Genomic DNA, 23,260 nt, shown 5'->3' with positions numbered 1-23,260 from the left:
TTTTCGGCCGCTCGGCAGCACTATTGCTTGCCGAGCGGTAACCCCGCCTCTAGGAAATCCAGTGCGCGATTGAGGTTCTCGGCATTCAACGGGTTGAACCTCGCGATGCCGAGCGCGACCCCCGCGATAGCACCGGCGGTCACGCGAATCTCGAAATCGTCCGCATCCCGACCCATCTGCTCGGCGAGCAGGCCCGCCATCAGGTCGATGCCGCGTTGCAGTTCCAGTCCGATGGCGGCGCGCAGCTCGGGCACGTGATACAGCAGCGCCTGACGCTCCTGTTCGAATGCCAGCTCGGCCACGGGCAGATTCGCGAATACCTCCCCGACCGCATTGCGGAACGCCGTCATCGGCGGGATGTCGTGCGGTTGGGCTCGTATCGCGTCGATCATCAGCGGATCGAGATCGTCGGCGAGCACCAGCTGTTCCTTGGTCGGAAAATAGCGGAAGAAAGTGCTGGGTGATACCTCGGCCGCCGCGGCAATCTGCTCGATGGTGGTCTCGGTGTAGCCCTGCTCACGGAACAGCCGGAACGCTTCTTCGCGAATCGTCCGGCGGGTCCGTTCCTTCTTCCGCTCGCGCAGGCTCTGCGCGGCCGTCCCGTCCGCGGGCAGCTCAACCGACATATGTCGATTCTGGCCCATCAACCGGCACCAGCGCGTCCGGTATCGCCTCCGGGCTTTGCGGCGCGGCCGTCGACCGCCGTGGCAACACCCGCAGCGCGAGCGGCACCGCCACCGCACAGATCGCCGCACACACCCACAGCATCGCGCTCATCCCGCCGACGAACGCCGACTGCACCTGCTCCAGCATGGCGGCATTGCCGGTCGACTTCGCGACTGCCACACCGGAATTCACGCTGTCGCGGATCGGATCGACATTCAGCACCCCGAGATCGTCGCGGTACACGGTAGCCAGCACGGTGCCGAGCAGCGCCACCGCGATGGTGCCCGCCGCCTGACGCAGCGCCTGCACCAGCGCCGAGCCGACGCCCGCGCGGGCCACCTCGAGATTGTCCAACGCGACCGCCATACCGACCGGCAGTCCGAGGCCCATGCCCGCGCCGGTCAACCCGACCCACAGGGCCACGAACCAGTACGAGGTCCCCAGCTCGGTCAGCCCGCCCAAGCCCATGCCGACTGCCAGCACCGTCAGGCCGAGCGCCACCATGAGCGCCGGTCCCAGTTTCGGCAGCAACCGATCACCCAGCCGTGATCCGACCAGCAGTCCGGCGATCATCGGCAGCAGCCGCACTCCGCTGCCGAGCGCGTCGACGCCGAGGACCGCCTGGAAGTACTGCGGCACGGTGAAGAACAGGCCGAACAGGCCGAAGGTAATGATCACGGTGAACGCCGCGCCCCAGCGGAAACCGGGGCTGGCGAACAGGCCCAGATCGACCAGCGGGAAGCTCGCACGCCGCTGCCACGCGATGAACGCCGCGACGATCACGACACCGCCGAGCAGCGCACCCCAACCGAGGCCGTTGCCCCACCCCTTATCACCGAGCCGGATGAATCCGTAAGTGACGCCGACCATGCCGAGGATCGACAGCACAATGCCCGGCAAATCCATCGGCCGCTGATCCGGGTTCCGCGATTCCGGCACCAGGGCCGCGACGGCCGCCGCGCCGAGCACCACCATCGGGACGTTGATCAGGAATACCGAACCCCACCAGAAGTTATCGATCAGCCAGCCGCCGAGGATCGGACCGAGCGGCAGTCCCAGTGCGGTCGAGGTGACCCAAATGTTCATGGCCTTGGCCCGCTGCGCAGAATCCGGGAACAGCACCGGCAGCACCGCCATCGATAGCGGCATCATGACCGCCGCCGCGACGCCGAGTACCACGCGGGCCGCGATGAGTTGACCGGCGGTGGTGGCGAAGGCGCAGGCCAGCGAGGCCGCACCGAACAGCACCAGCGCGCCGAGCAGCAGCTTCTTGCGGCCGTAGCGGTCGCCGAGCGCGCCTGCGGGCAGCATCACGGCCGCGAGCGCCAATGTGTATGCGGAACTGAACCACTGCAGCGCGCCGGTATTCGCATTCAGGTCGACGGCGAGCGTGGGCAGCGCGACGGTCAGCACGGTCATATCCAGGCCGATGGTCAGCATTGCCAAGGCCAGCGCCCCCAGCGCCAACCAGCGGCGAGTCGAGTCTGTCTTCATAACCCCTCCATAAAATGATAGTTACAACTTTTTGATAGTAACTCTCATTTAGTAGTTCCTGTCAATACTAGATCCATCCGTGCCTCTTCCCCGCCCACAACGCGGCCGGTCAGTAGGCTCGCAGCCGATGAGCACCCGGGACCTTCGCCTCCTCGTCGCACTCTGCCTCGGTTCTGCACTGGCCGTAACAGCCGTGACCTGGGGCCCTGCCGCGACCGTTTCGCAGGCAACGCCGACTACCGCGACGACGACGCCGTTCAGCACCCCGAATACCGACAGCTGCCCGCAGAAGACGAAGCCGCCCAATCCGATCGACGAATCCGAGGTCCCCGAACCCGGACAGCCGACGCCGACCGCGCTGGCCGTACCGATTCCGCCGGTCGGCGGCTCACGCCTGGGGGAATGCGGCGTCGTCATCCCTCGCGGCGCACCACCAGTGCCGCAGGACATTTCGGCCACGGCCTGGCAGGTATCGGATCTCGATACCGGTGAGGTGCTCGCCGCCAAGGACCCGCACGGGCGCTACCGGCCCGCCAGCACGATCAAGGTGCTGCTCGCGACCGTCGCACTGCGCAACCTCGACCTGAACAAGACCGTCACCGGGACACAAGAGGACGCGAACGCCGATGGCACCCGTGTCGGCATCGGTCCCGGTGGCCGCTACACCAACCGACAGCTCATGCAGGCGCTGATCATGGCGTCGGGCAACGATGCCGCGCATGCCATCGCCGCCCAACTCGGCGGCGACGCCGGTGCCGTGCAGAAGATGAACGAGCTGGCAAAGTCGTTGTACGCCTTGGATACTCGCACCGCCAGCCCGTCCGGTCTGGACGGTCCCGGCATGAGCACCTCGGCCTACGACCTGTCGGTGTTGTTCCGCGAGGCCATGACGATTCCCTTGTTCGCCGAACTCATCCACACCGAACAAGTCGACTTTCCCGGCTACCCCAAGGACCCGAAAAACCCTGACGACAAAGACCATCCGGGTTTCCCCGTCGCAAACGACAACCACCTGCTCTACGACTACGACGGTGCGCTCGGCGGCAAGACCGGCTACACCGACGATGCCAGACAGACCTTCGTCGCCGCGGCCCAGCGCGATGGCCGCCGACTCGTCGTGACGCTGTTGAAGGCCGATGTGCTGCCGCTGCGTCCGTGGGAACAGGCCGCGCGCCTGCTCGACTACGGTTTCGCCCTGCCGAAGAGCGCCACCGTCGGCAAGCTCCCCGAAACCAAGTCCGCATCCACGAAAGTCGCTGCGGGACTCGCCTCCCCACCACCGAAAGACACCGACCACGAGGCACAGCCCGCCGATGAACCCGACAACCACACGGGTACCCGCACGCTGCTTTTGGCGGGTGGTGCCATCCTGGCCCTCGCACTGCTGCTCTGCGCCCGCCGCCAGCGACAACAGCGCTGAGGCCGGACGCCCTCGTCCTGCACATCGCCACGCGAGGTGCAGCGCCCGGACGTGCGCGAGCGCACCGGCCACGTTGTCAGCCGCGACAGTACCGATGGAGAAGTCAGGGTCACTTATGCGAGACATGATCCGCCAGTCGAGACGGAGTATTCGAGAGAAACGCTAGGAGCGGTTGCGGTCCCTGAGTCCGTCGAGGACGATCTGCAGGTTGCGGCGCCACTGACCGCTGTCGGCCTGAAGCCCGATGGTGTGTGAGTCGGTCGAGACTCCCGCGAGCAGAAAAGCTACGTCCTGCCAGGCGATATCCCGTCGCATCTCGCCCGTGCTCTGCGCGGCTTCGACCAAACGCCTGATCCGTGCACGTATTTCGGCCAGCAATCGATCCAAACCCGGGAAACCGGCGCCGCCCAGCGCCTCGTTGGCGCCGCAGCTTTCGGTGCGCAGTTGCACATACACGGAGGCGAAGTCGGTGAACCCGCGCCATGGATCAGGGTCGGCGATCGCGCGATCGGCGCTGAAGATCATCTCGTCCAGCACTTCCTCCAGGACGACCTGCAGCAGCGTCTCCCGCGAGGGAATCCGCCGATAGAAGGTGCCCTTGCCGACTCCGGCACGCTGAGCGATCTCCTGAGCGGTGACCTCAACCCCGATCTCGGCCAGTGCCGACCGCGCCGCTGCGACCAAGCGCTCGAGGTTGCGCCGAGCATCCGCACGGGGTGCCTGGCCAGACTCGTCGGCGAGTAGTCGGTCCACGGCACTGATCACGTCCACCAGCTTAACAACTGGACTCAGCGAGTCCGGTTAGCTATAAACGGACTCGACAGGTCCGCTTATCTCAGGAGTGATCATGGACCCTATTCGGGTGGGTATCGTCGGCGCCAGTCCCGACCGCGGCTGGGCCGTGCGCGCACATGTTCCCGCACTTCAGGCGCTCGAGGACTTCCGTATCACCGCTGTCGGCACGAGCCGTGCGGAGAGTGCGCAGCGGGCGTTGCGGATATTCGGCGCGAGGCACGCCTTCACCGATCCACGCCAACTTGCGGAGGATCCCGAGGTCGATCTGGTGGCGATCACGGTGAAGGTGCCCGCGCATGCGGAGCTGATCCGCATGGCGCTGGCGGCGGGCAAACATGTCTATTGCGAGTGGCCGCTCGCACTGAACACCGCTGAGGCCGAATCGTTGGCCGAGCTCGCCTCGGACGCGGGCATCCACCACGTGGTCGGCCTGCAGACCCGATACTCGCCGGCGATCGCCCGTGCCCGCCAGTTGCTCGCGGAAGGTTATGTGGGCAACGTTGTTTCGGCAACCGTGTACTCCGCACGTCACCTGGGTGCGGGCACGCAGGTACCGGCTTGGGCGGCCTACACTCTCGACCAGCGCAATGGTGCGGGAATCGTGGAGATTGTCGGCGGCCACACGCTCGACGCGGTCGAGTACCTGATCGGCGATTTCACCGACCTGTCGGCACGGCTCGCCATCCGCCACCCGCATGCCCTGATCCAGGAAACCGGCACGGCAATCGCTGTCACCACGCCGAACCATCTGCTGTTCGACGCCGTAACCGCAGACGGAGTCGTGGTGTCGGCTCACATCCACGATTCCAAGGTGACCAACGGTCACACTCGGATAGAGATCTCGGGCACCGCAGGGGATCTGGCGATCGTCTCCGGCGCCAACGGGGCGGGCGGCATTTCGTTAAGCGAACTGCGCCTGCAAGGTTCCCGCGGTGCGGGCTCCTGGCAGCCGCTGCAGGGCGAGGACCCGCTGGCGGGAATGACGCTCGGCACCGAAGTCGGCAATGTCGCGAGACTGTATGCGGCATTGGCACAGGACATCCGAACCGGCGCTACTACGGTCCCGACATTCGATGACGGGGTCCACATGCACCGGCTACTCGACGCCATTCGTAGTTCGGCAGACATCGCGACACGGGTGCCAACTGCCTGAGAAACCCGAGCCACGTCTGCGGCCGGGACGGCTGGACCCTCGATCCGGCAGACACGGCCTAGACATCGCGGGGTGCACTCGATACCGCCCCCTGTGGGTGACCGATCCGAAACGCTATGAATGCGAGCCCCTTTCGAACATGGCATCGCCGGCACCCTCCACATCGCACACCACTGCTCCCGCGCACACATTCACGCGCCGCGCACGTTTTCGCCCGCGAATTCATGCGCGCCGCGAGAATTCATGCGCGGCGCGAGAATTCATGCGCGGCGCGAGAATTCATGCGCGGCGCGAGAATTCATGCGCGGCGCGAGAAGGTCACCGCCAAGTGCGAGACTTCGCAGCACTGGATATGCCGAGATCGTCGATGTGGGGATCGTCGGTCGACGGCCAGTGGGGCAACCACTATCTGGATTGCCCGCCCTGCATCAGACCATCCGGCAGTCGAAACGCGGGGCTCCTCGAGCGGCGGATCAGGGGATCGGCTGCGCCATGCGGGTGATTTCGCGGCGGATCGTGGACTGGTCGTAGGGGGCGATGTGGAATTCGTTGTACTGGTGGCGGTAGCGGTAGCGGCCGTCGCCGTCGACGTCGACGTCGAACCAGTTCAGGTATTCGGGTGGGGCGGGATGTGAATCGCGGAGGCCGCGAAGGATTTCCACGGTTCCGGAACCGGCGCGTGGGGCGCGCAGGAGGCGGTAGATTTGGTCGGACGGCGTCTCTTTCAGGCCGGTCCAGGACTCGAGATTATCGACTAGGCATTGGACATCCTCGACGACGGCCGGATGGCGTCCGGGCGGCACATCGCCGAGCACGGCGGTGAACACGGCGGGCACGATCGCGGCGGTGCCGACCTCGAGCACTACATTGCCGCCGAATTCGGGGGTGGGGCCCGGCCGTTGCACCAGGGTAACGCCGATGTCGGCGTCGATCGCGCCGAACGCACGGAGCGGGCGGCGCCGAGTTCCGATGAGCGTCAATGCGATTCGCGGATCGGCTGCCACTCGCAAGGCGGCGGAAAGATCCGGGTTGGCGTGCAGCGGCAGGCGGCGGTCCAATTCGCGGGTGAGCTGCTCGAATTCGTCCTCCCAACGCACCGAGGCGATCAGCCGCAAAGGAAAGGGGTATCGATCCGACCGCGTCTCGCGCCAGATGTGCATGAACTCATCAGGCGTGAACTCGAACTTCACCCGCGCCCGTCCCCCCTGCTCGGGTGGGCCGGTTGCGCCGAGGGCGCATCGGCGCCAATCGACGGGGGCGCCGCGGGATCGTCCGGGCCGATCAGTTCTTCGTACTGGCCGATCAGGTAGTCGGGGACCTTGCGGCTCGACTCGTCTTCACCCGATTTGCGCCCCGCGCCGGGTGACGACATGCCCGACATGCCGTTGCGTCCGGTGCTTGTCGCGCTTTTCGCGGCAGTGGAAACCGTTGCCGCGCTGGCATTTCCGGTCGTCGGCATGCCGGCGACGCTGCGGCCTGGGCTAGGTGTGGTGCTGCTGCCGAGTCCGGATGCGCCGCCCGGCCCAGAGGTGCCGAAATGGCCGGACTGTCCCGGTGTCACCGCTTGGCTGCCAGGGATGCCGGTACTCGCTGCGGGCGAGGTGGCGGTGGTGCTCGCGGCCGTCGTCGGGGACTGCGTCTGTTGTCCGGTAGTGGAATTCGAGTCGAGGCCCGTGGGGTTCACCGTGCCCTGATCGCTCCCCGATGTCCCCGATCCGTTCGACTCGCCGTTGCTACCGCCGGTGTTTCCGGTGCCCGATCCGGTGGTGGCGCCATTGCCGCCGCTACTTCCGCCCGGCCCGCTAACGCCCTCGTTGCCCCCACCCGGCGACGTGACCGGCACGAATGTCGGAACTCCGGACCCGGCAGGACCATAGGACGGTTTGTAGTTGTTGTTCATGGTGTCGATCGCCGTGCGATACAGCGCCTCGGTACCACGCTGATAAGCGACTTCCTGGCTGTCACCGTCTCCGACCAGGCCCGCGCCGACCGCGGAAATAATGACCTGCGCGGGGTCCAGCGAGGTCGCCGAACCCCTACTCCCCTGCGCCGCGGACGGTGGCGGCACCGTCATCTTCACCACTTCGGCGGCCGACGCCACACCCTTTACCCGATGCCCGCAGGCATTGATCACCTGCTCGACATCACTGGCCTGCCGATAAAACGTCTGCGCCGCAGCAAGCGCCGCATCGGCCATGGCGCCCTCGATACCCGACGCCAACGCCTTCTGAATCGCAAGATTCGCGCCGAACAGTCCACCGCTCAGCGCGGTGGCGATACTGATCCAGGTATCGGCCTGATGATGCATGATGCCCGGACTCATCTGCTGCGCATGGGTATAGATCTCCTCATGCGTGATGCCCTCGAACTGCTCCATCCGAGTGATGTACGCCGGATCCTGGCCATCAGCGGAAAGTTTCGTACCGTACTGCTCCGCACCCTGCTGCTGACCGCGCGCAAGCGTGCTCGGCTGAGTGGTGTCGGGCCTGCGGCTCGAATCGAATGCACCGAGGGCTGAGGGGACACTGTTGATGTCGAGGCCGGTCATCGTCAGTTGTCCTTACCGATTTCCGGTTCGATGGTGGAGGCGATGTCGGTGATGCCGTCGCAGGGGTTGAGGTTTTGTGGGGCGCGTTCGGTCAGATCAACCGCTATCTGTACGAAGCCCACTTTGGTTCGGACATCGACTTGGCAGCTGCGCTTCATTGATGTGGCCGGATCATGGACGAGCAGGGCTTGGCGACCATTTACGGTGATCGGCTCGCTATACGAGCCAACCTTCGCAAGGTCTTCCTCCCAACTCGCGTTTCCTGAGTTCAATTGCAAGGTTCGCGAAGTTGACAGGAAGTCGCAGGTGAGAAAGCTGTACTCAGCCACGAGGTCGTCGCCGCGCGCTCGGGATGCGGGATCGAAGCCAGCTCGTCGAGCTGTGTCGTCGCTGATCCATGTGCACGGGTCGAAGACGACCTTGGGGCGTCCCGTGCTGGTGGTGTATTTGTTGTCTTGGGAGGGCGGTTGAAGCTTCGGGTTGGTAAGCGTCGGCCGGACCAATTGTGCGGCGGTGGACGACGTGATGGTTCGACCAGAATCAACCGGTTCTGATGCAGTGTCGCTGTTGGATGAGCAGCTCGCCGCGACTGGTGCGACGGCTATCACCAGTAGCGCCAGCAAGGTATTGCAGATTCGGGTCATGACGATTGCGCTCCTGAAGTGCCGGTGGTTATCGACTTCGCATACATGGCGTCGGCCTCCTCCACCAACTGACCGGCTCGCAGGTATGCCGCCGCCATCTTCAGTGCTGCCTCTTTCATCCCGTTAAGAGCCTCCGTCATCTGAACAGCCTTGCCAGAGAATCCATCCTGAAGCTGCTGAGCGGACTCGAAGCCGCCGAAGCCTTCGAGCCGCTGCAATCGCATCGATCGCCTGATCTCGGGATCAAGTGTGGTGTCGACGAACCTTGTATAGACCTCAGCGCACCGACGTGCAGCGTCGGCCTCCATCCGAAATGTTCCACCAGTGGCTTGCTGATACAGCGCATTTGCGGCCGATTGCCCCACTTCCATCGGCGATCCCTCCCTCGCTGTTTCGTCCGCTTACTGTACTGGACGCGCGAAACGGTCAATCGGTTCCGTTGGGACGCAAAACCGTTCTCGATTGGTTTCGATCCTGCGGGTTCAGCCCACGCCTGCCGCATTCGGCGCGGACACTCGGACCGAGAAGCGTGCGGTGCCGGTCTCGTCGCGGGTCGAGTGAGCCCGCCGGCCACAAATATGCCGACGCTGATCTGGTCCGCGAAAGCCGTGGTGGATGCAATTCTTCCTGGGGTTATGCTCCGATCGCATGATCATTCGCGATGCCGCCTCCACGTGGGATGGCGGTGTGCTCTGCTGTGGCGAACGGTGAAACCTGATGGGAGGCGGGACATGTCGGAGGACGGATCGACGCTGGCACGGCGGCAACTGGGGAAGTATCTGCGGGATGGTCGACAGGGGTGCGGACTCACCCTGCATCAGGCGGCCGAACTGATCGACCGCAGTGGCAGCACATTACAGCGGATCGAAAAGGGCACGGTGGCGCATCTGCGTGAGGTGGACCTCGATGCGCTGTGCAAGATCTACAGCTTCGATGCAGACCACACTGCCGCGATGAAAGGGCTTGCGGCGCAAGGCAACGAGTTGAGTTGGTGGTACGAGTTCGGCGACGTCATGCCAAGGAACTTCGACTTCTTCGTCGGCCTGGAGGCTTCGGCACAACGGCTGACGACCTATGAGCCCGAACTCGTGCCGGGGCTATTGCAGACACCGGCATACGCGAGTGTGCTAATCCGATCCGTCTATCCGGACGATGGCCCCGAGGAGCATGCACGCCGAGTGCAGTTGCGCATACGTCGGCAAACGAGAATCACCCGAAAGCACCAACCAGCAACACTCAACGTCATCCTGCGAGAGTCGGTACTCCGGGGGATGATCGGTGGGCCGAAGGTGATGGCGTCCCAGATGAGGCATCTCGCCGACATGAGCACACGCGCCAATGTGAGGTTGCAAATCCTCCCGTTCCGCGCGGGATTTCCCCTCGGGGTCGCGGTCGGTCCATTCGTCATCCTGGAGTTCGGCGCGGATAAGCAGGGGCGAGCGATCGAGCCGCCAGTGGTCTACACCGAGACTTTCACGGGGAACTTGTATCTTGCGAAACCAACCACTATTCAGCGATACCATGACGCGTACGAGAGCCTCCGGCAAAGCACGATGGATCCCGCCGACAGCCGTGCTCTACTCAGGCGAATGGCAAAGGAGTACGCGTGAACATCGATCTAACCGGTGCCGACTGGTTCAAGAGCAGTCGCAGCGGAGGCAACGCGAACTGCGTCGAAGTCGCCTTCCTCCCGAACACCCTTGTCGGCGTTCGCGATTCGAAGAACCCCTCCGGCCCCGCGCTCATGTTCACCTCGGCCGAATGGTCGGCCTTCACCGCCGCGACAACTCGCGGAGAGTTCGACCGCTGACCTCAGAGGGCACCACATGACGAACCACTCGGACCCGAAGTGGTTCAAGAGCAGTCACAGTGGCGCCCACTCGAACTGCGCCGAAGTCGCCGAACCACCATGTCGGCGTTCGCGATTCGAAGCAGCCCTCCGGCCCCGCGCTCATGTTCACCTCGGCCGAATGGTCGGCCTTCACCGCCGCGACAACTCGCGGAGAGTTCGACCGCTGACCTCAGAGGGCACCACATGACGAACCACTCGGACCCGAAGTGGTTCAAGAGCAGTCACAGTGGCGCCCACTCGAACTGCGCCGAAGTCGCTTCCCTCCCGAACAACCATGTCGGCGTTCGCAATTCGAAGCAGCCCTCCGGCCCCGCACTCGTATTCACCCCAGCCGAATGGTCGCCTTCACCGCCGCGACTACCTTGGCGGGTTCACTCGCTGACGGCCTACCGGTCTCGTAGGGAGCCAGTCGTCTGCGCTGAGGCGTCGTCCTGCTTACTGTCCGACGGACATGAGCACCTCGATATACGTTGAAGCGGAATTCGACCACGTAGCGCAGCCGAATAGCCCCACCAACATGGGCTTCTATGACGCCGGCTCCAGCCTGTCGCGCCCTGGCCGAGGCACGAGCACCGATTCGGCGGTCAGAGCTCCGCGGTCGCGTACTTCGAGGGGCTTCCGATCGCCGCTCCAAGAGACAACCTGCACCGGCTTGCCTTTGTCGACGAACAGGTAGTAGCCCTGCTCCGGTCCTTCCCGGTAACCCATTGCGGGGAGATGCTTCCAACACTGACCTGGTGTGTTCGCGTTCTTGTTGAGGTCAGCCACATCGGTGGACACACGCACCTCCACCAACCGCTCCCAGCTATCAGCCCAACCCGCAGCACGGGTTATCTCGATCAGCGTGGCTCCATCCGTACCCTTTGCCACCTCGCGCAGCGCGGCGTCAAAACGCTTGTTCGATCCAAGCGGCTCTGCTTGTGGAGGGCTGAAATCGAATGTGCCAGTGCAGGTTTGATCATCCGGTCGATCAGTGGATGAGGTGCATGCACTCAGCGCCGACACGGCAACGGAGACCAGCAGTACGTACTTCAGTTTGGTCATATGATCATTTCTTCCCAGGCAACGGAATCTCAACTCCGGCAGGCTGGCCAGTATCGCTCTCGCTCACGGTGTTGCTCCAGGTGATTGTCGGCCGACTCCGGAGACCAGTGGCCGGGTCGACGGGGTTGCCGAGGACGATGGCTTGCCCATTGTCGATGTGTTCCTTGACCTTCTGCGCCAACTCTTCGGCAGATGCGCTCGAATTCGCCAGGCCGATCTTTCGCCCTTGTTCGTTGTTGTACAGATCCATAGCCTCGCGATGCGGCGGGTTCCCACCGATCTTTTCATGGCTAGTGGTGTAGGTCTGGGTCCAATCCTCACCGAACTTTTGCGTCATCAACGCATTCCAGTATGTATGTCGGAATGCGTCACCGTGCCCGTCCAGGTATGAGGTCGGATACCGCTTCTTGGCTTCGTCCTCCGCCAGCGAGGTGATATCGAAGAAATCCTTCAGACCAGATAGCCCCTTCTTGGAGTAGAGGTTATCGAGAGCCCTGGACTCCTCCTCGGTCATCAGAGTGGCCTTGAAATCTGGTATCGCCATCCGAATGACGTCGAGCAGTGCGCCATCCGAGGGCCAAATCACCGGTTTGGAACTCGACGTTTCGGTTTGGTAATCCGTGAGTACCTTTGCGAGGTTCGGATCGGACGGAGTACCAGACACGCCTTGCTTTACGGAATCGGCTAACTTCTCCAGTAGCCGTCCAAGGTTCTCCGACCCGGTGAGATCGGCCTCCTGAATCCGGGTCAGCGCTTGACGAATCGCCTGGGTCAGCCGAAACTCCTCCAACTCCTTGTTGGCGACAGCAGTGGCGGGAGACCACCAATGCTCCTTCATCGTCTCCCAATTCGATTGGCGCGAAAGCACTTCGCCGTCTGGTTCACAGAATAGATCCCAGTCCGAATCCTCGACCTCTTCGAGCCACCCACGGATCTCTCCGATCTTCCCTTCGATGGTCTCGCAGATGGAGTTGATCGACTTCGCCATCTCCTCGTATACATCGACGGTCGTGAATCCATCCTTCTTGTCCTGCTCGCCGCGCTCGCGCACGCTATCGCCTGACTTGCCCTCGAAATATTCATATGACTGCGCTATCTTGCGACCCGCGTCAGCCATTTCCGAATCGATCTCACCTGACACGCGCTTCACGATTGATGCCACATCACGGGCCGGGCCGAGATTCCAACCCAGTACCTGAGGAACTGTGAGGGGATGATCCTCGTGAAGCCCGCTCACCGCTCCCCTACCTGACGCAAACGGGTCGCGTTGGCTTCATCCAGTTGCTCGAAGGCCGTGGCCTGTTGCTCGACTACACCAGCAAGCTCTCGCATCCGGCCGACATGAAAGTCCACTACACGGTCCAGCGCTTCAAGCGTCTCCTGGATGCGAACCCCTGTTGAAGAACCCTGCAGTTTGTCCCGCGCATCATCACGACTGTCTTTCGCGACCGGCGCCTTACCAGCGATGGTGTCCGAGTGGACCCTCACATCAGCGGCCAGCTTACGCATCCTCACCGGGTCGACCTCGAACACGGATTCACCACACTTTCGATTTCACTTGCCGCGCCTCGCAAGTTGCGTACGACAGACTCACCGACAGAATGTATTCGCGGACCACTGCCGCTACCCTCGCCGCTTCGGCGCATCCTGACTGAGCTCTGTATAGATACGTTCGGCCTCAGCCTGAGCATTTCCATACGCGATCCGGTGCTGATCCGCGATCAGCCGCTCGAGCCGTCGAGCACCCGCTTCCAGCGCATACGGCTCGATGAACAGAGCCGTGATCGTGCCGCGAGCATCGGCTTCGACATACACGCCACCGTCCGCCGATCGCGAGTTCCCGCGCACCTCGGAGACCGCGGCGTTCAATCGTTTGAGGTGCGCTGCCCGACGCTCGGTGTACTCGTCCATTGCTCCCCAACCCCGATCGACACATGGATCGTCTTCGACGTACAGCGAACTCTATCGGGCACAAGTTCTCAGCGGCAAACCCGTTGGGACTGGGTTTGTGTCGCGTTGTTGGCCTCCGGAGCTGTCCAGCTGGCGAGCCGAACGACTCTTACGAGTGACACGGTTGCATACGGATCTATCCGGGTCAGCCACTCACACCACCCGGTTCAGCGGCGGCGCAAACCCGAAAGAACCAGCGCCGCAAGGGCACCCACGCCGAAGTAGGCCGCTCCGGTGCCCATGGAGAGACCGGCCGGGCTCATGCGGGGCTTGATTACGGCGGGGGCGGGTGGGGGGATTTCGGCTTCGATCTCGTTTTCCGATGCCGTTGCGGCCCAGGCGGTTGCGAACAGGATGATGCGATAGGTCGTGTAGCTGAACACCATCAGGCCGATGATCGATCCGAATACCGCGCCCGCGGGGCTGTGCAGCACCATCTGCAGGTAGAACGATGCGACGTATTTGAAGATTTCGAAGACCACTGCGGCAATCGCCGCGGCTCGGGCGGCACTTCGCAGGGTGACCGGCTCGCGGGGCAGGCGTGCGATCACCCAGACGAACACCGCCCACGAAGCGAGGAAGCCGAGCAGTATCGAAATGAGGACCAGGATCAGCCGCGCACCGGGCAACTCCGACAGGCGGAACGTCTTCAGCAGTCGCGCGCCGAGGGTGCTCGACGCCAGCGTGGACAGGCCGATCGAGACCACGAAGGCCAGACCGAGACCGATCAGCGCGCCGAGGTCGGAGAGCTTGCTGAGGAACCAATTGCCTTCCGGGGTCTTCTGTTCCCATTGTTCGGTCAGTGCTGCCCGCAGATTCGCCATCCAGCCGAGTCCGGTGTAGACACCGACGAGCAGACCGAGCGTACCGACCGTGCCGCGCGATCGGACGGCCTGATCGATCAGATCATTGAGTTGGCCGCCGAGTGATCCCGGAATGTTCTCGATGATCTTGTTCCGCACTTCGGTGAGCATTTCCGGGTCGCCCGACAGCACGGAGCCCGCGATCGCGAAGGCGACCATCAACATCGGAAACAGCGACAGCACCGTGAAATACGTGATCCCGGCCGCGTAGTAATCACCGCGTTGCCGTTGATAATTTCCGCCCGCGCGAATCAGATGATCCAGCCATGGCCGCGACTGGATCCGCCGTTCGAGCGCCGCCTTGATGTTGTCGATCACCTGCATCTGTCACGCCCCTTCAACAGAGACCGCGCGCGGTGCTGGTCGACGAGCGGTCGCTAGCGGTATTCCCCAGCTAGCGAGCCAAAAACCCCACCCGGTCGTAAACCTGCGCCAGAGTGTTGCCGGCAATCTCGCGCGCTCGCTCGGCACCTGCGTCGAGGATGCGGTCGAGTTCACCCTGATCTGATAAATACTCTTCCACTTTCGCCCGCAGCGGGGTGACAAATTCGACCAGCGCGTCGGCGACATCGGATTTCAGATCGCCGTAGCCCTTACCGGCATAGTCGCGTTCCAGCGTGACGATCGGTGTGCCGCTGAGCGAACTCAGGATCACCAGCAGGTTGCTGACGCCCGCCTTGGTTTCCGGTTCGTAGCGGATTTCGCGCTCGGTATCGGTGACGGCGGAGCGAATCTTCTTGGCGGTGATCTTCGGATCGTCGAGCAGGCTGATCAGACCGGCGTCGGTGGAGGCCGATTTGCTCATCTTCGAGGTCGGATCCTGCAGGTCGTAGATCTTCGCGGTGCCCTTGACGATATGCGCCTCCGGCACCACGAAGGTCTTCTTGAACCGAGTGTTGAAGCGCTGGGCCAGATTTCGGGTCAGCTCCAGATGCTGGCGCTGATCCTCGCCGACCGGCACCTGATGCGCACGGTAGAGCAGGATGTCCGCGGCCATCAGGACCGGATAGGTGAACAGTCCGACGCTGGCGTTCTCCGCGCCCTGTTTGACCGACTTGTCCTTGAACTGGGTCATCCGGCTGGCCTCGCCGAACCCGGTGATGCAGCTGAGCACCCAGGTCAGCTCGGCATGCTCGGGCACCTGGCTCTGCACGAACAGGGTGGAGCGCTTGGGGTCGATGCCGAGCGCGAGCAGCTGCGCGGCCGCGGCCTTGGTGCGCCGGCGCAGTTCCTTCGGATCCTGCGACACGGTGATCGCGTGCATATCCGGGATGAAGTAGAGCGCGTCGTAGTCGTCCTGCATGGTCACCCAGTACTGCAGCGCCCCAAGGTAGTTGCCGAGATGGAAGGACGCGCTGGTGGGCTGGATCCCGGACAGCACCCGCTGTTTACGTTCAGCGGCCGGGTTCGTCTGAGCAGGACTGGACATATCCCGATCTTCGCATGCGGTGTTCGCTCAGCGGCGTGCGCGGGTCCCTCCGTGGCTACGCTCCGCTACCACCTCCAGGCCCGTCGCTCACGCCGCAGTGTTCGACCAGCGACCTGCGCGGGCCCCTCCATGGCCACACTCCGCTACCACCTCCAGGCCCGCCACTCACGCCGCAGTGTTCGACCAGCGACCTGCACGAGTCCCTCCATGGCCACACTCCGCTACCACCTCCAGGCCCGCCACTCACGCCGCAGTGTTCGACCAGCGACCTGCGCGGGCCCCTCCATGGCCACACTCCGCTACCACCTCCAGGCCCGCCACTCACGCCGCTGTATTCGACCAGCGACCTGCGCGGATCCCTCCATAGCCACACTCCGCTACCACCCCCAGGCCCGCCACTCACGCCGCGGTCACGCGGAATGTCGCGCCGCCCAGTTGCGTGGGTCGACACCGGGCATGCTCGGGCGGCCGGTGCTGTGCAGTTCGCGTTCCCGCTTGGACAACAGTCTGTATACCGGCGCGCTCGGACCGGCCAGCGTCCCGCGCAGCACCGGCGGCAGCAGCGGCGGTGCGATATGCGCGGTGCGCACGCCCTGGGCGAGCGCTCGGAAGGCGAGTTGCTCGGGAAGCCCCCAGCGCATCCCGTACATATCGCGGATGCGCGGCGGCAGACTGCCCTGCACCAGCAGGTAGAACGCGTCGACGACCTGGCGGATCGGCCCGCGCTGCCGATAGGGCATGCGCTGACCGGCCAGATACGAACCGACCAACCGTGCCTCATCGGTGAGGAACAACTCGTCCGAGGCGAGGTAGTCGTCGAAGGATTTCCGGAACAGCGGGTAGCTGCCGGGCGCGGCCTCGCGCGGCATGCCGAACAGCTCGCCCCAGCGGACGTAGTCCTGGTAAAGACCCTCACGTTCGCCGTCGGTGAGCGGGCGGACCAGCAGATCGTGCATTACTTCGGCCGAGTCGAAGGCGAAGGCCATGGTCATGTACATCAGATGCGGGTCGAATGCGGAGTAGCCGGTGCCCGCCGGATGGTGCGGGCCCGCGTCCTCGGGCAGTTCGCCGACGACCTTCACATGCTTCTTGGTGGTGAAGGCGAGCGCGCGATCCGCCTCATCCTTACTGCCGAGGAAGACGGCCTCGAAGAGCTTGCCGGTTAACGCGAGTCGCGTGTACGGGGTCATCCGATGCTCGGTGTTCTCGGCGGTTCCGACGTAGAGCAGCGGATTGACCGCGCCGATCACCAGGGCACGCTGACCGTAGGTGAGGCCAACCGCGCGTTTGCTCATGACGCGTCGGGCCATCGAATGTTCGGCGAAGTAGCCGGGCTCGGACATCGCTGCCTCCTCGTTGAGCGCGTGCCGTGGGGCGCGTTTGCCCCGCCATCCCTGGCATCGGGATGCACAGCATCTGACAACAGAATCCACCAGATTTCATAATCTGGCAATATCCCATGCCAGATTGCTGTCGTGCTCGGCTACCACGATCCGGTCGACCGGAACCACAGCCATGCCAGAATCGCGGTATGAGTGCATCGCGAAGCGATTCCGTGGGGGCGGTGGTCACCCAATCAACCGGACTGCATCGCGGAACGATTCCGTCAGGGGGCGTGGTCGGGCAACCGGCGGACCTGCATCGCGCAGTGAATCCGGTCGGGCGACGAGCGAGCAAGCATCATGAAACGACTCCGGTGTGGCGATGAGCGGCCCGACGAAACGTGCCTACGGCGGCGTCTCCGCCGATGAACGCCGCGCCCAGCGACGCACGACACTGCTCGATGCCGCACTGGAGATCATCGGCACCCAGGGCATCGCCAAGCTCACCGTCTCCGGGCTGTGCGCACAGGCTGGACTCAATGAGCGCTACTACTACGAAAGCTTCGACAGCCGCGATGCGGTGCTGGCCGCACTCATCGATCGGATCGCGGAGGAACTGGCCGGGGCGATCATCGGTGCGTTGCAGACCGCACCGTCCGATACCCGAGCCAAGGCGCATGCCGCGATCTCGGCAGGCATTCATCTGCTCACCGACGATCCGCGCAAGGCGCACGTCGCACTGGTCGCGGGCATGGCGACGCCGGAACTGCGCGCCCGCACGAACCAGACGGTGCGGGTATTCGCCCGCATCGTCGCCGCCGAGGGCATCGACTTCTACGGCATTACCGACCCGAATCCCGATCCCACCATCGACTTTCGCGCCACCTACCTGGTCGGCGGCCTGGTCCAGACCCTCACCGCCTGGCTACAGAACGACCTCCCGCTCACCCGCCAAGAACTGATCGATCACACCACCGACGTCTTCGTACTCCTCGCCGATGACCTCGCCAGCCGCCTCACCTGAGCCAGACCGGCATGAATGGTTGTTCCCCGCGAGACCGACAGCCAGCATTCGACTGTGCTCGGCGCTACGGGCTCAGGCGGACGATTTCCGGGTCGGATGGTTCGCCTTGGAGCACGACCCGGAAGGCCAGGCCCTTGGTGGACCAGTATTCGGCGGCCTCGCGCATGGCTTCGATGAACCATGCGCGTTCTTCCAGTTCATCGATCAGTAGCTCGGCCGAATCGCGGATCACGGCAACATACCCGGCGGCGGGGCCGACGAAATCGTCGAGATCGCGCAGACATTCGTCGAAGGCGTCCTTATTCGCGCCGAAGTAGTACGGGAATTGAAAGGCGGGCGCGAATTCGTCGAAAACGCCTGCGGTGGTGCGCATTTTGGGCCCCCGCAGTTCGCGTACCGCGTAGTCGACGGGTGCGTCGTAGCGCACGCCGCTGAGCGTCGGCGCGTCGACGGGAAGGGCACCCACCACCGAGGACGGCGCCGAAGCCGCGGCGTCGGTGGACCGCCGGGCCTCGGGGCGGGCAAGGAACTGCGATAACGGAACTGTCATCAGCGCATCCTCGTGAAGGTTTCGTAGTGGTCACCGGTGTACCAGGCCGAACCATCGCTGCCGGTGACGATGCGTTCGGCATCGCGGGAACGGTTGGGCTGCTTCGGGTTCACATCCCATTCCTGGTAGGTGACGGCTTTACCCGCCGAATCCTTGGCGGGCAGCGTGCCGCCGCGGTTCATCCAACGGTCACCGCCCTTGGTTCCGGACGCGTTCGCCGAATCCGGCCAGCGGCCCGCGTCGATTTCGGCCAGGGTCGCATAGGCGCGATCCGGCACGCCGGGGGCTCGCACTGTGGATGTGGTGGTGACATCCGGGCCGCGCGCCGGAACAGCCACGCTGACGCTGCGCGTGGTCGAGGTGACCGATGCCCCGTTCGGCTTGCTGTCCCCGCCACCACGCGAAGCGAGCAGTGCGATCACCAAGGCCAGCAGGGCCACACCCAGCGCGGCGAAGGCGCGAACCCGCTTCGAGGAAATATTCATGCGATCCCGATCTCCAGCGCTGCCATATCGCGAACCTTATCGGTATTGCACCGTGACGGGCGCGTGGTCGGACCAGCGCTCGGCATAGGTGGCGGCGCGCTCGACCACGGCCTGCTTCGCCCGTCCAGCCACCTCGCCACGTGCCAGGTGGTAGTCGATGCGCCAGCCCGCGTCGTTGTCATAGGCGCGGCCGCGATAGGACCACCAGCTGTACGGGCCCGCGACGCCGAGATGCAGGTTGCGCACCACGTCCACGTATCCGGCGGCGAGCATGCCGTCGATCCAGGCCCGCTCCTGCGGCAGGAAGCCGGAGTTCTTCAGGTTGCCCTTCCAGTTCTTGATATCGAGTTCGGTATGCGCGACATTCCAGTCGCCGCAGATCACGAAATCGCTGGTCTGGGCACGCATATGGGCGCCGATCTCGTCGAGGAAGCGGTACTTTTCGTCCTGCATCGGCGTATCGGCCTCGCCGGTATGCACGTACACGCTGGCCACGGTCAATTCATCGAATTCGGCCTCGACATAGCGTCCGGTACCGGCGAATTCGGCGCTGGGATGCCAGGTTCGGTCCTGCCAGCACCCGAGTCCGATGCGCACGGCACGCGGTTCGCGACGAGACAGGATGCCGACTCCGGCGCGTCCCTTCGCTCCCGGTTCCGCATGCGTCAGATACCAGCCCGCATCCAGTGCGGGCGCGAGCGCGGCGCGGGTCTGCTCATCGGTTGCCCGGGTTTCCTGCAGGCAGATGATGTCGGCTTCGGTGACCGCCAGCCACTCGAGCATCCCCTTGCCCGTTTTGCCCGTCGCCGCACGGACCCCGTTCACATTGATCGACGAGATGATATAAGGCACCAGACGACCGTACAATGCTGGTCAGACGAACTCCCCCGGGACATCGCAGTCCAGGAAGGGGTGAATGACGATGAAGTCAGGCACCACCAACTCTCCCGCCCCCATCAAAGCGCTGCATATCGGCTCCGGTGATCCGGTTCTGCTGCTGCACGGGTTCATGCTTTCGCCGCACTGTTGGGAACAGGTTGCGCTGCGGCTTTCCGCGCATTGCGAGGTATTCGCCCCCGCCTTCGCCGGCCACTGGGGTGGTGAATCGATCGACGGCTGGTCGACCGATGTCCATGCCCTCGCCGACCGGATCGAGGATCAACTCGACGAACTCGGTTGGCGTACCTGCCATATCGCGGGCAATTCGCTCGGCGCCTGGGTCGGCTTCGAACTGGCCCGACGCGGCCGGGCCCGCACCCTGACCGCGATCGCACCGGCGGGCGGCTGGCAGTCGCCCTCGCTCATCCAGTTCCGCGTCGGGGCGAAGTTCCTGTCGCTGGTGCCGATCGTCCAGGTGGGTAAGCGGCTCGGCGGGCTCGCGATCAACAATCCGATCGCGCAACGCTTCGCACTTCTGCTGCTCAGCAAGAACGCCGCCGCCGTCTCGCGCCGCGATATCGCAGCCGTGATCACCGCCGCTCTGCATTGCGACGTCATGATCCCGTTGATCCTCGGCACCGTGCGCGCTCCCGCCCTGGAAGACCTGTCCAACCTTCCGACCCCGGTGCGCCTGCTGATGGCCGAATACGACCGAATCATCCCCAACCGCGTATACGCCCGCCGCTTCCTGCAGGAACTGCCCGACTCCGCCGACCGCATCCTGGTCAACGGTGTCGGGCACGTCCCCATGCTAGAAGCTCCGGACCGCATCGCGACCCTGATAGCCGAACATATCTACGCCAGCCGCACACACTTGCGCGCGGTCTGAACACGTGCCGTTCGGCATGTGCTGTGCCGACGGCAAAGTTCGCGCTACTGGGCGAGCAGACCCTTGGCTATGTGGGTGACCTGGATTTCATTGCTGCCCGCGTAGATCATCAGGGACTTCGCATCACGGGCGAGTTGTTCCACTCGATATTCGGTCATGTAACCGTTACCGCCGAAGAGTTGGACCGCGTCCATGGCTACCTCGGTGGCGGCCTCGGACGCGTAGAGCTTCATGGCCGAGGCCTCGGCGAGGTTCGGCGGTTTACCGGCCTTGCCGCGCTCGAGGGTGTTGAAGACCATGTTCTGCACATTGATTCGGGCGATCTCCATCTTGGCCAGCTTGAGCTGCACCAGCTGGAAGCGGCCGATCTCCTGGCCCCACAGCTTGCGGCTCTTGGCGTAGTCCAGGCACAGCCGGTGACATTCGTTGATGATGCCCAGCGCCATGAAACCGACACCGATGCGTTCGGCGGTAAAGCTGGAGCGGGCACTCTCCCGGCCGTCGCCGCCCTTGTGCTCCTCGGTCTCACCGAGCAGCCGGTCACGACCCAAGCGCACATTGTCGAAGAACAGTTCACCGGTCGGCGAAGCGTGCAGGCCCATCTTCTTGAACGGCTTGCCCTGGGTGAGGCCGTCCATACCCTTGTCGAGCACGAAGGTGAGCACCTTACGCTCGCGCTTGTCGCCGCCATCGCCCTCGTCGAGCTTCGCGTAGACGATCATCACATCGGCGAACGGACCATTCGTGATGAAGGTCTTCTGACCGTTGAGGATGTAGTCCTCGCCGTCGCGCCTGACGTAGGTCTTCATGCCGCCGAACGCATCCGAACCCGAGTCCGGCTCGGTAATCGCCCATGCCGCAACCTTTTTCATGGTCACGATGTCGGCGAGCCAGCGCTCCTTCTGGGCCAGGGTGCCCCGCGACATGATGGTGGTCGCACCGAGGCCGATGGACACGCCCATCGCGGTCACCAAACCCATGCAGACGCCCGACAATTCGGCGATCAGCACGGCCATCAGCGACTCCTGGCCGCTGAACGGGCCACCGCCGGAAACCTTTTCCTTCTTCTCCGGCTTCGGCTCCCCGGCCGCGATGGCCGCCGCACGAGCCTTCTGCTTGGCGAGCAACTTCTCGATCGCCTCACCACCCATGGCGTCGATTCCGAACTCGCTGAACAGCTTCCGGATGATCGGGTACGGCGTCATCTCACCGCTGTCGAGCGCGTCGAGGTGCGGACGTATCTCCTTGTCGATGAAGGTCCGCACAGCGTCGCGGATCATCACATCGGTTTCGGACCATTCGAACATCGTTGCTCTCCTAACCAGGGGGTGGCAGTCGGCGAAGCCGACGGGGTGCGTCAGCTCAGGGCAGCCGAGCGGCGATGTCGTCGATGAGCCAGGGGCCCTCGGCCTCGATCGTCTTCACGTCGTGCCAACCGGCGAGTTCGGAAATGGCACCGCCCTGTACCGCGAACACCTTGCCGGTGATCGCACACTTATCGGAAGCCAAGTATGCGACCAACGGGGAGATATTGGCCGGACTGAAGGCGTCGAAACCGCCCTCTTCCTCGGCCGCCTCGGCCTCGGCGGCCATCATCGCGCCCATGCCTGGAGTGGCCAGGGTGAGGCGGGTACGCGCGATCGGCGCGATGGCATTGACCCGCACGCCGTAGCGCGCCAGTTCCTCGGCCGCGACCAGGGTCAGCGCCGCGATCCCCGCCTTGGCGGCGCCGTAGTTGCTCTGACCGGCATTCGGCACCGTGATACCTGATGCCGATGCGGTGTTGACGACCGCCGCATTTGGCTGGTTGCCAGCCTTGCTCTGGTCCTTCCAGAACGCCGCGGCGTGATGCAGCACGGCCGCGTGGCCTTTCAGGTGTACGGCAACGACCGCGTCCCACTGTGCCTCGTCCATGCCCGCGATGAAGGCGTCGCGCAGAATGCCCGCGTTGTTGATCACGATATCCAGGCCGCCGAACTCCGAAACCGCCTGATCGACGAGCTTCTTCGCGCCGTCCCAGGTCGCGATGTTCTCGGTGTTCGCGACGGCCTTGCCGCCGGCCGCGACGATCTCATCGGCGACCTCCTGCGCGGGACCGACATCGGTACCCTCGCCGGAGTTGCTGCCGCCCAGGTCATTGACCACGATATTGGCGCCCTCGCGAGCGAACAGCAGCGCGTGCTCGCGGCCGATACCACGGCCCGCGCCTGTAATAACGGCGACTTTTCCTTCCAGTGCACCCATGTGCGTCGA

Annotated in this window: 27 protein-coding genes; 8 read left to right on the top strand and 19 right to left on the bottom strand. The window is 64.1% G+C overall.

Going from position 1 to position 23,260, the window contains the following annotated elements:
• Positions 1-20: 20 nt before the first annotated feature.
• Positions 21-626: a TetR family transcriptional regulator gene (locus ACIBI6_RS21975; protein ID WP_364346475.1), complete on the bottom strand. Its 606-nt coding sequence runs from the start codon at positions 624-626 to the stop codon at positions 21-23.
• Positions 616-2,160, bottom strand: a complete 1,545-nt coding sequence (locus tag ACIBI6_RS21970) for an MFS transporter (RefSeq protein WP_396957517.1) — start codon at positions 2,158-2,160, stop codon at positions 616-618. Before ACIBI6_RS21970 ends, ACIBI6_RS21975 begins: the two co-directional genes overlap by 11 nt.
• A gap of 127 nt (positions 2,161-2,287) precedes the next feature.
• Between ACIBI6_RS21970 and ACIBI6_RS21965 the strand changes: the two genes are divergently transcribed.
• The gene (locus ACIBI6_RS21965) at positions 2,288-3,580 is read left to right on the top strand and encodes a D-alanyl-D-alanine carboxypeptidase family protein (RefSeq protein WP_396957516.1); all 1,293 of its coding nucleotides are present in this window, start codon (positions 2,288-2,290) and stop codon (positions 3,578-3,580) included.
• Positions 3,581-3,742: 162 nt separating this feature from the next.
• Here the strand turns inward: ACIBI6_RS21965 and ACIBI6_RS21960 are convergent, their stop codons facing one another.
• The gene (locus ACIBI6_RS21960) at positions 3,743-4,345 is read right to left on the bottom strand and encodes a TetR/AcrR family transcriptional regulator (protein WP_364346469.1); all 603 of its coding nucleotides are present in this window, start codon (positions 4,343-4,345) and stop codon (positions 3,743-3,745) included.
• 82 nt (positions 4,346-4,427) lie between these two features.
• Here ACIBI6_RS21960 and ACIBI6_RS21955 point away from each other — a divergent pair, with 82 nt between their 5' ends.
• Positions 4,428-5,528: a Gfo/Idh/MocA family protein gene (locus ACIBI6_RS21955; RefSeq protein WP_396957515.1), complete on the top strand. Its 1,101-nt coding sequence runs from the start codon at positions 4,428-4,430 to the stop codon at positions 5,526-5,528.
• A gap of 473 nt (positions 5,529-6,001) precedes the next feature.
• Here the strand turns inward: ACIBI6_RS21955 and ACIBI6_RS21950 are convergent, their stop codons facing one another.
• The 4 genes from ACIBI6_RS21950 to ACIBI6_RS21935 are packed head-to-tail and all read right to left on the bottom strand — an operon-like array spanning position 6,002 to position 9,091.
• A complete protein-coding gene (locus ACIBI6_RS21950; RefSeq protein ID WP_396957514.1) occupies positions 6,002-6,718 on the bottom strand; it encodes an ESX secretion-associated protein EspG in 717 nt (238 codons plus the stop codon).
• The gene (locus ACIBI6_RS21945) at positions 6,715-8,076 is read right to left on the bottom strand and encodes a hypothetical protein (protein ID WP_396957513.1); all 1,362 of its coding nucleotides are present in this window, start codon (positions 8,074-8,076) and stop codon (positions 6,715-6,717) included. Before ACIBI6_RS21945 ends, ACIBI6_RS21950 begins: the two co-directional genes overlap by 4 nt.
• 2 nt (positions 8,077-8,078) lie before the next feature.
• On the bottom strand, positions 8,079-8,720 hold the full coding sequence (locus ACIBI6_RS21940) for a DUF3558 domain-containing protein (protein ID WP_396957512.1): 642 nt from the start codon (positions 8,718-8,720) through the stop codon (positions 8,079-8,081).
• Positions 8,717-9,091: a hypothetical protein gene (locus tag ACIBI6_RS21935; RefSeq protein WP_396957511.1), complete on the bottom strand. Its 375-nt coding sequence runs from the start codon at positions 9,089-9,091 to the stop codon at positions 8,717-8,719. Before ACIBI6_RS21935 ends, ACIBI6_RS21940 begins: the two co-directional genes overlap by 4 nt.
• Positions 9,092-9,298: 207 nt before the next feature.
• Here ACIBI6_RS21935 and ACIBI6_RS21930 point away from each other — a divergent pair, with 207 nt between their 5' ends.
• Genes ACIBI6_RS21930 through ACIBI6_RS21915 form a run of 4 tightly spaced genes read left to right on the top strand, consistent with a single transcriptional unit; the run spans position 9,299 to position 11,046 of the window.
• A complete protein-coding gene (locus ACIBI6_RS21930) occupies positions 9,299-10,330 on the top strand; it encodes a helix-turn-helix domain-containing protein (protein ID WP_396957510.1) in 1,032 nt (343 codons plus the stop codon).
• The gene (locus ACIBI6_RS21925) at positions 10,327-10,530 is read left to right on the top strand and encodes a DUF397 domain-containing protein (RefSeq protein ID WP_396957509.1); all 204 of its coding nucleotides are present in this window, start codon (positions 10,327-10,329) and stop codon (positions 10,528-10,530) included. Before ACIBI6_RS21930 ends, ACIBI6_RS21925 begins: the two co-directional genes overlap by 4 nt.
• A gap of 59 nt (positions 10,531-10,589) precedes the next feature.
• Positions 10,590-10,739: a DUF397 domain-containing protein gene (locus ACIBI6_RS21920; protein ID WP_396957508.1), complete on the top strand. Its 150-nt coding sequence runs from the start codon at positions 10,590-10,592 to the stop codon at positions 10,737-10,739.
• 16 nt (positions 10,740-10,755) lie between these two features.
• On the top strand, positions 10,756-11,046 hold the full coding sequence (locus ACIBI6_RS21915) for a DUF397 domain-containing protein (RefSeq protein ID WP_396957507.1): 291 nt from the start codon (positions 10,756-10,758) through the stop codon (positions 11,044-11,046).
• A 51-nt stretch (positions 11,047-11,097) separates the two neighbouring features.
• On the opposite strand, the gene ACIBI6_RS21910 is transcribed toward ACIBI6_RS21915, so the two are convergent.
• The 7 genes from ACIBI6_RS21910 to ACIBI6_RS21880 form a co-directional block, all read right to left on the bottom strand.
• On the bottom strand, positions 11,098-11,616 hold the full coding sequence (locus ACIBI6_RS21910; RefSeq protein ID WP_396957506.1) for a hypothetical protein: 519 nt from the start codon (positions 11,614-11,616) through the stop codon (positions 11,098-11,100).
• Between the two features lie 4 nt (positions 11,617-11,620).
• Complete coding sequence (locus ACIBI6_RS21905) at positions 11,621-12,853, bottom strand: DUF6973 domain-containing protein (RefSeq protein WP_396957505.1); 1,233 nt, start codon at positions 12,851-12,853, stop codon at positions 11,621-11,623.
• Positions 12,850-13,149 carry a hypothetical protein gene (locus ACIBI6_RS21900; protein ID WP_396957504.1) on the bottom strand — a complete coding sequence of 100 codons (300 nt, stop codon included), beginning with the start codon at positions 13,147-13,149 and terminating at the stop codon, positions 12,850-12,852. Before ACIBI6_RS21900 ends, ACIBI6_RS21905 begins: the two co-directional genes overlap by 4 nt.
• Positions 13,150-13,239: 90 nt before the next feature.
• Positions 13,240-13,527 (bottom strand): YbaB/EbfC family nucleoid-associated protein, encoded by a 288-nt coding sequence (locus tag ACIBI6_RS21895; protein ID WP_396957503.1) that lies wholly within the window; start codon positions 13,525-13,527, stop codon positions 13,240-13,242.
• A gap of 206 nt (positions 13,528-13,733) precedes the next feature.
• Positions 13,734-14,753, bottom strand: a complete 1,020-nt coding sequence (yhjD, locus tag ACIBI6_RS21890) for an inner membrane protein YhjD (RefSeq protein ID WP_364346426.1) — start codon at positions 14,751-14,753, stop codon at positions 13,734-13,736.
• Between the two features lie 70 nt (positions 14,754-14,823).
• Positions 14,824-15,858, bottom strand: a complete 1,035-nt coding sequence (gene trpS / locus ACIBI6_RS21885; protein WP_396957502.1) for a tryptophan--tRNA ligase — start codon at positions 15,856-15,858, stop codon at positions 14,824-14,826.
• 410 nt (positions 15,859-16,268) lie between these two features.
• Complete coding sequence (locus ACIBI6_RS21880) at positions 16,269-17,201, bottom strand: oxygenase MpaB family protein (RefSeq protein WP_396957501.1); 933 nt, start codon at positions 17,199-17,201, stop codon at positions 16,269-16,271.
• Between the two features lie 361 nt (positions 17,202-17,562).
• On the opposite strand from ACIBI6_RS21880, the gene ACIBI6_RS21875 reads away from it, so the two are divergent.
• A complete protein-coding gene (locus ACIBI6_RS21875; protein ID WP_364346420.1) occupies positions 17,563-18,204 on the top strand; it encodes a TetR/AcrR family transcriptional regulator in 642 nt (213 codons plus the stop codon).
• A 64-nt stretch (positions 18,205-18,268) separates the two neighbouring features.
• On the opposite strand, the gene ACIBI6_RS21870 is transcribed toward ACIBI6_RS21875, so the two are convergent.
• From ACIBI6_RS21870 to ACIBI6_RS21860, 3 genes are read right to left on the bottom strand one after another with little or no spacing between them, the layout of a single operon-like run.
• Positions 18,269-18,754, bottom strand: a complete 486-nt coding sequence (locus tag ACIBI6_RS21870) for a barstar family protein (protein ID WP_364346418.1) — start codon at positions 18,752-18,754, stop codon at positions 18,269-18,271.
• Positions 18,754-19,239 (bottom strand): ribonuclease domain-containing protein, encoded by a 486-nt coding sequence (locus ACIBI6_RS21865; protein ID WP_364346416.1) that lies wholly within the window; start codon positions 19,237-19,239, stop codon positions 18,754-18,756. The genes ACIBI6_RS21870 and ACIBI6_RS21865 overlap by 1 nt, the downstream gene beginning before the upstream one ends.
• Positions 19,240-19,275: 36 nt before the next feature.
• Positions 19,276-20,091 carry an exodeoxyribonuclease III gene (locus ACIBI6_RS21860; protein ID WP_364346413.1) on the bottom strand — a complete coding sequence of 272 codons (816 nt, stop codon included), beginning with the start codon at positions 20,089-20,091 and terminating at the stop codon, positions 19,276-19,278.
• A gap of 64 nt (positions 20,092-20,155) precedes the next feature.
• Here ACIBI6_RS21860 and ACIBI6_RS21855 point away from each other — a divergent pair, with 64 nt between their 5' ends.
• Positions 20,156-21,007 carry an alpha/beta hydrolase gene (locus ACIBI6_RS21855; protein WP_364346411.1) on the top strand — a complete coding sequence of 284 codons (852 nt, stop codon included), beginning with the start codon at positions 20,156-20,158 and terminating at the stop codon, positions 21,005-21,007.
• Between the two features lie 44 nt (positions 21,008-21,051).
• Here ACIBI6_RS21855 and ACIBI6_RS21850 read toward each other — a convergent pair whose 3' ends face one another.
• Both ACIBI6_RS21850 and ACIBI6_RS21845 read right to left on the bottom strand, forming a co-directional pair.
• A complete protein-coding gene (locus ACIBI6_RS21850) occupies positions 21,052-22,314 on the bottom strand; it encodes an acyl-CoA dehydrogenase family protein (RefSeq protein WP_364346409.1) in 1,263 nt (420 codons plus the stop codon).
• A 55-nt stretch (positions 22,315-22,369) separates the two neighbouring features.
• Complete coding sequence (locus ACIBI6_RS21845; protein ID WP_364346407.1) at positions 22,370-23,251, bottom strand: SDR family oxidoreductase; 882 nt, start codon at positions 23,249-23,251, stop codon at positions 22,370-22,372.
• Positions 23,252-23,260 lie beyond the last annotated feature (9 nt).

Origin of the sequence: Nocardia sp. NPDC050412, assembly GCF_044458825.1 — a bacterium.
GTDB lineage: Bacteria > Actinomycetota > Actinomycetes > Mycobacteriales > Mycobacteriaceae > Nocardia.
Note: the sequence above shows the minus strand (reverse complement) of the source record. Positions and strands in the feature narration are given on the sequence as shown.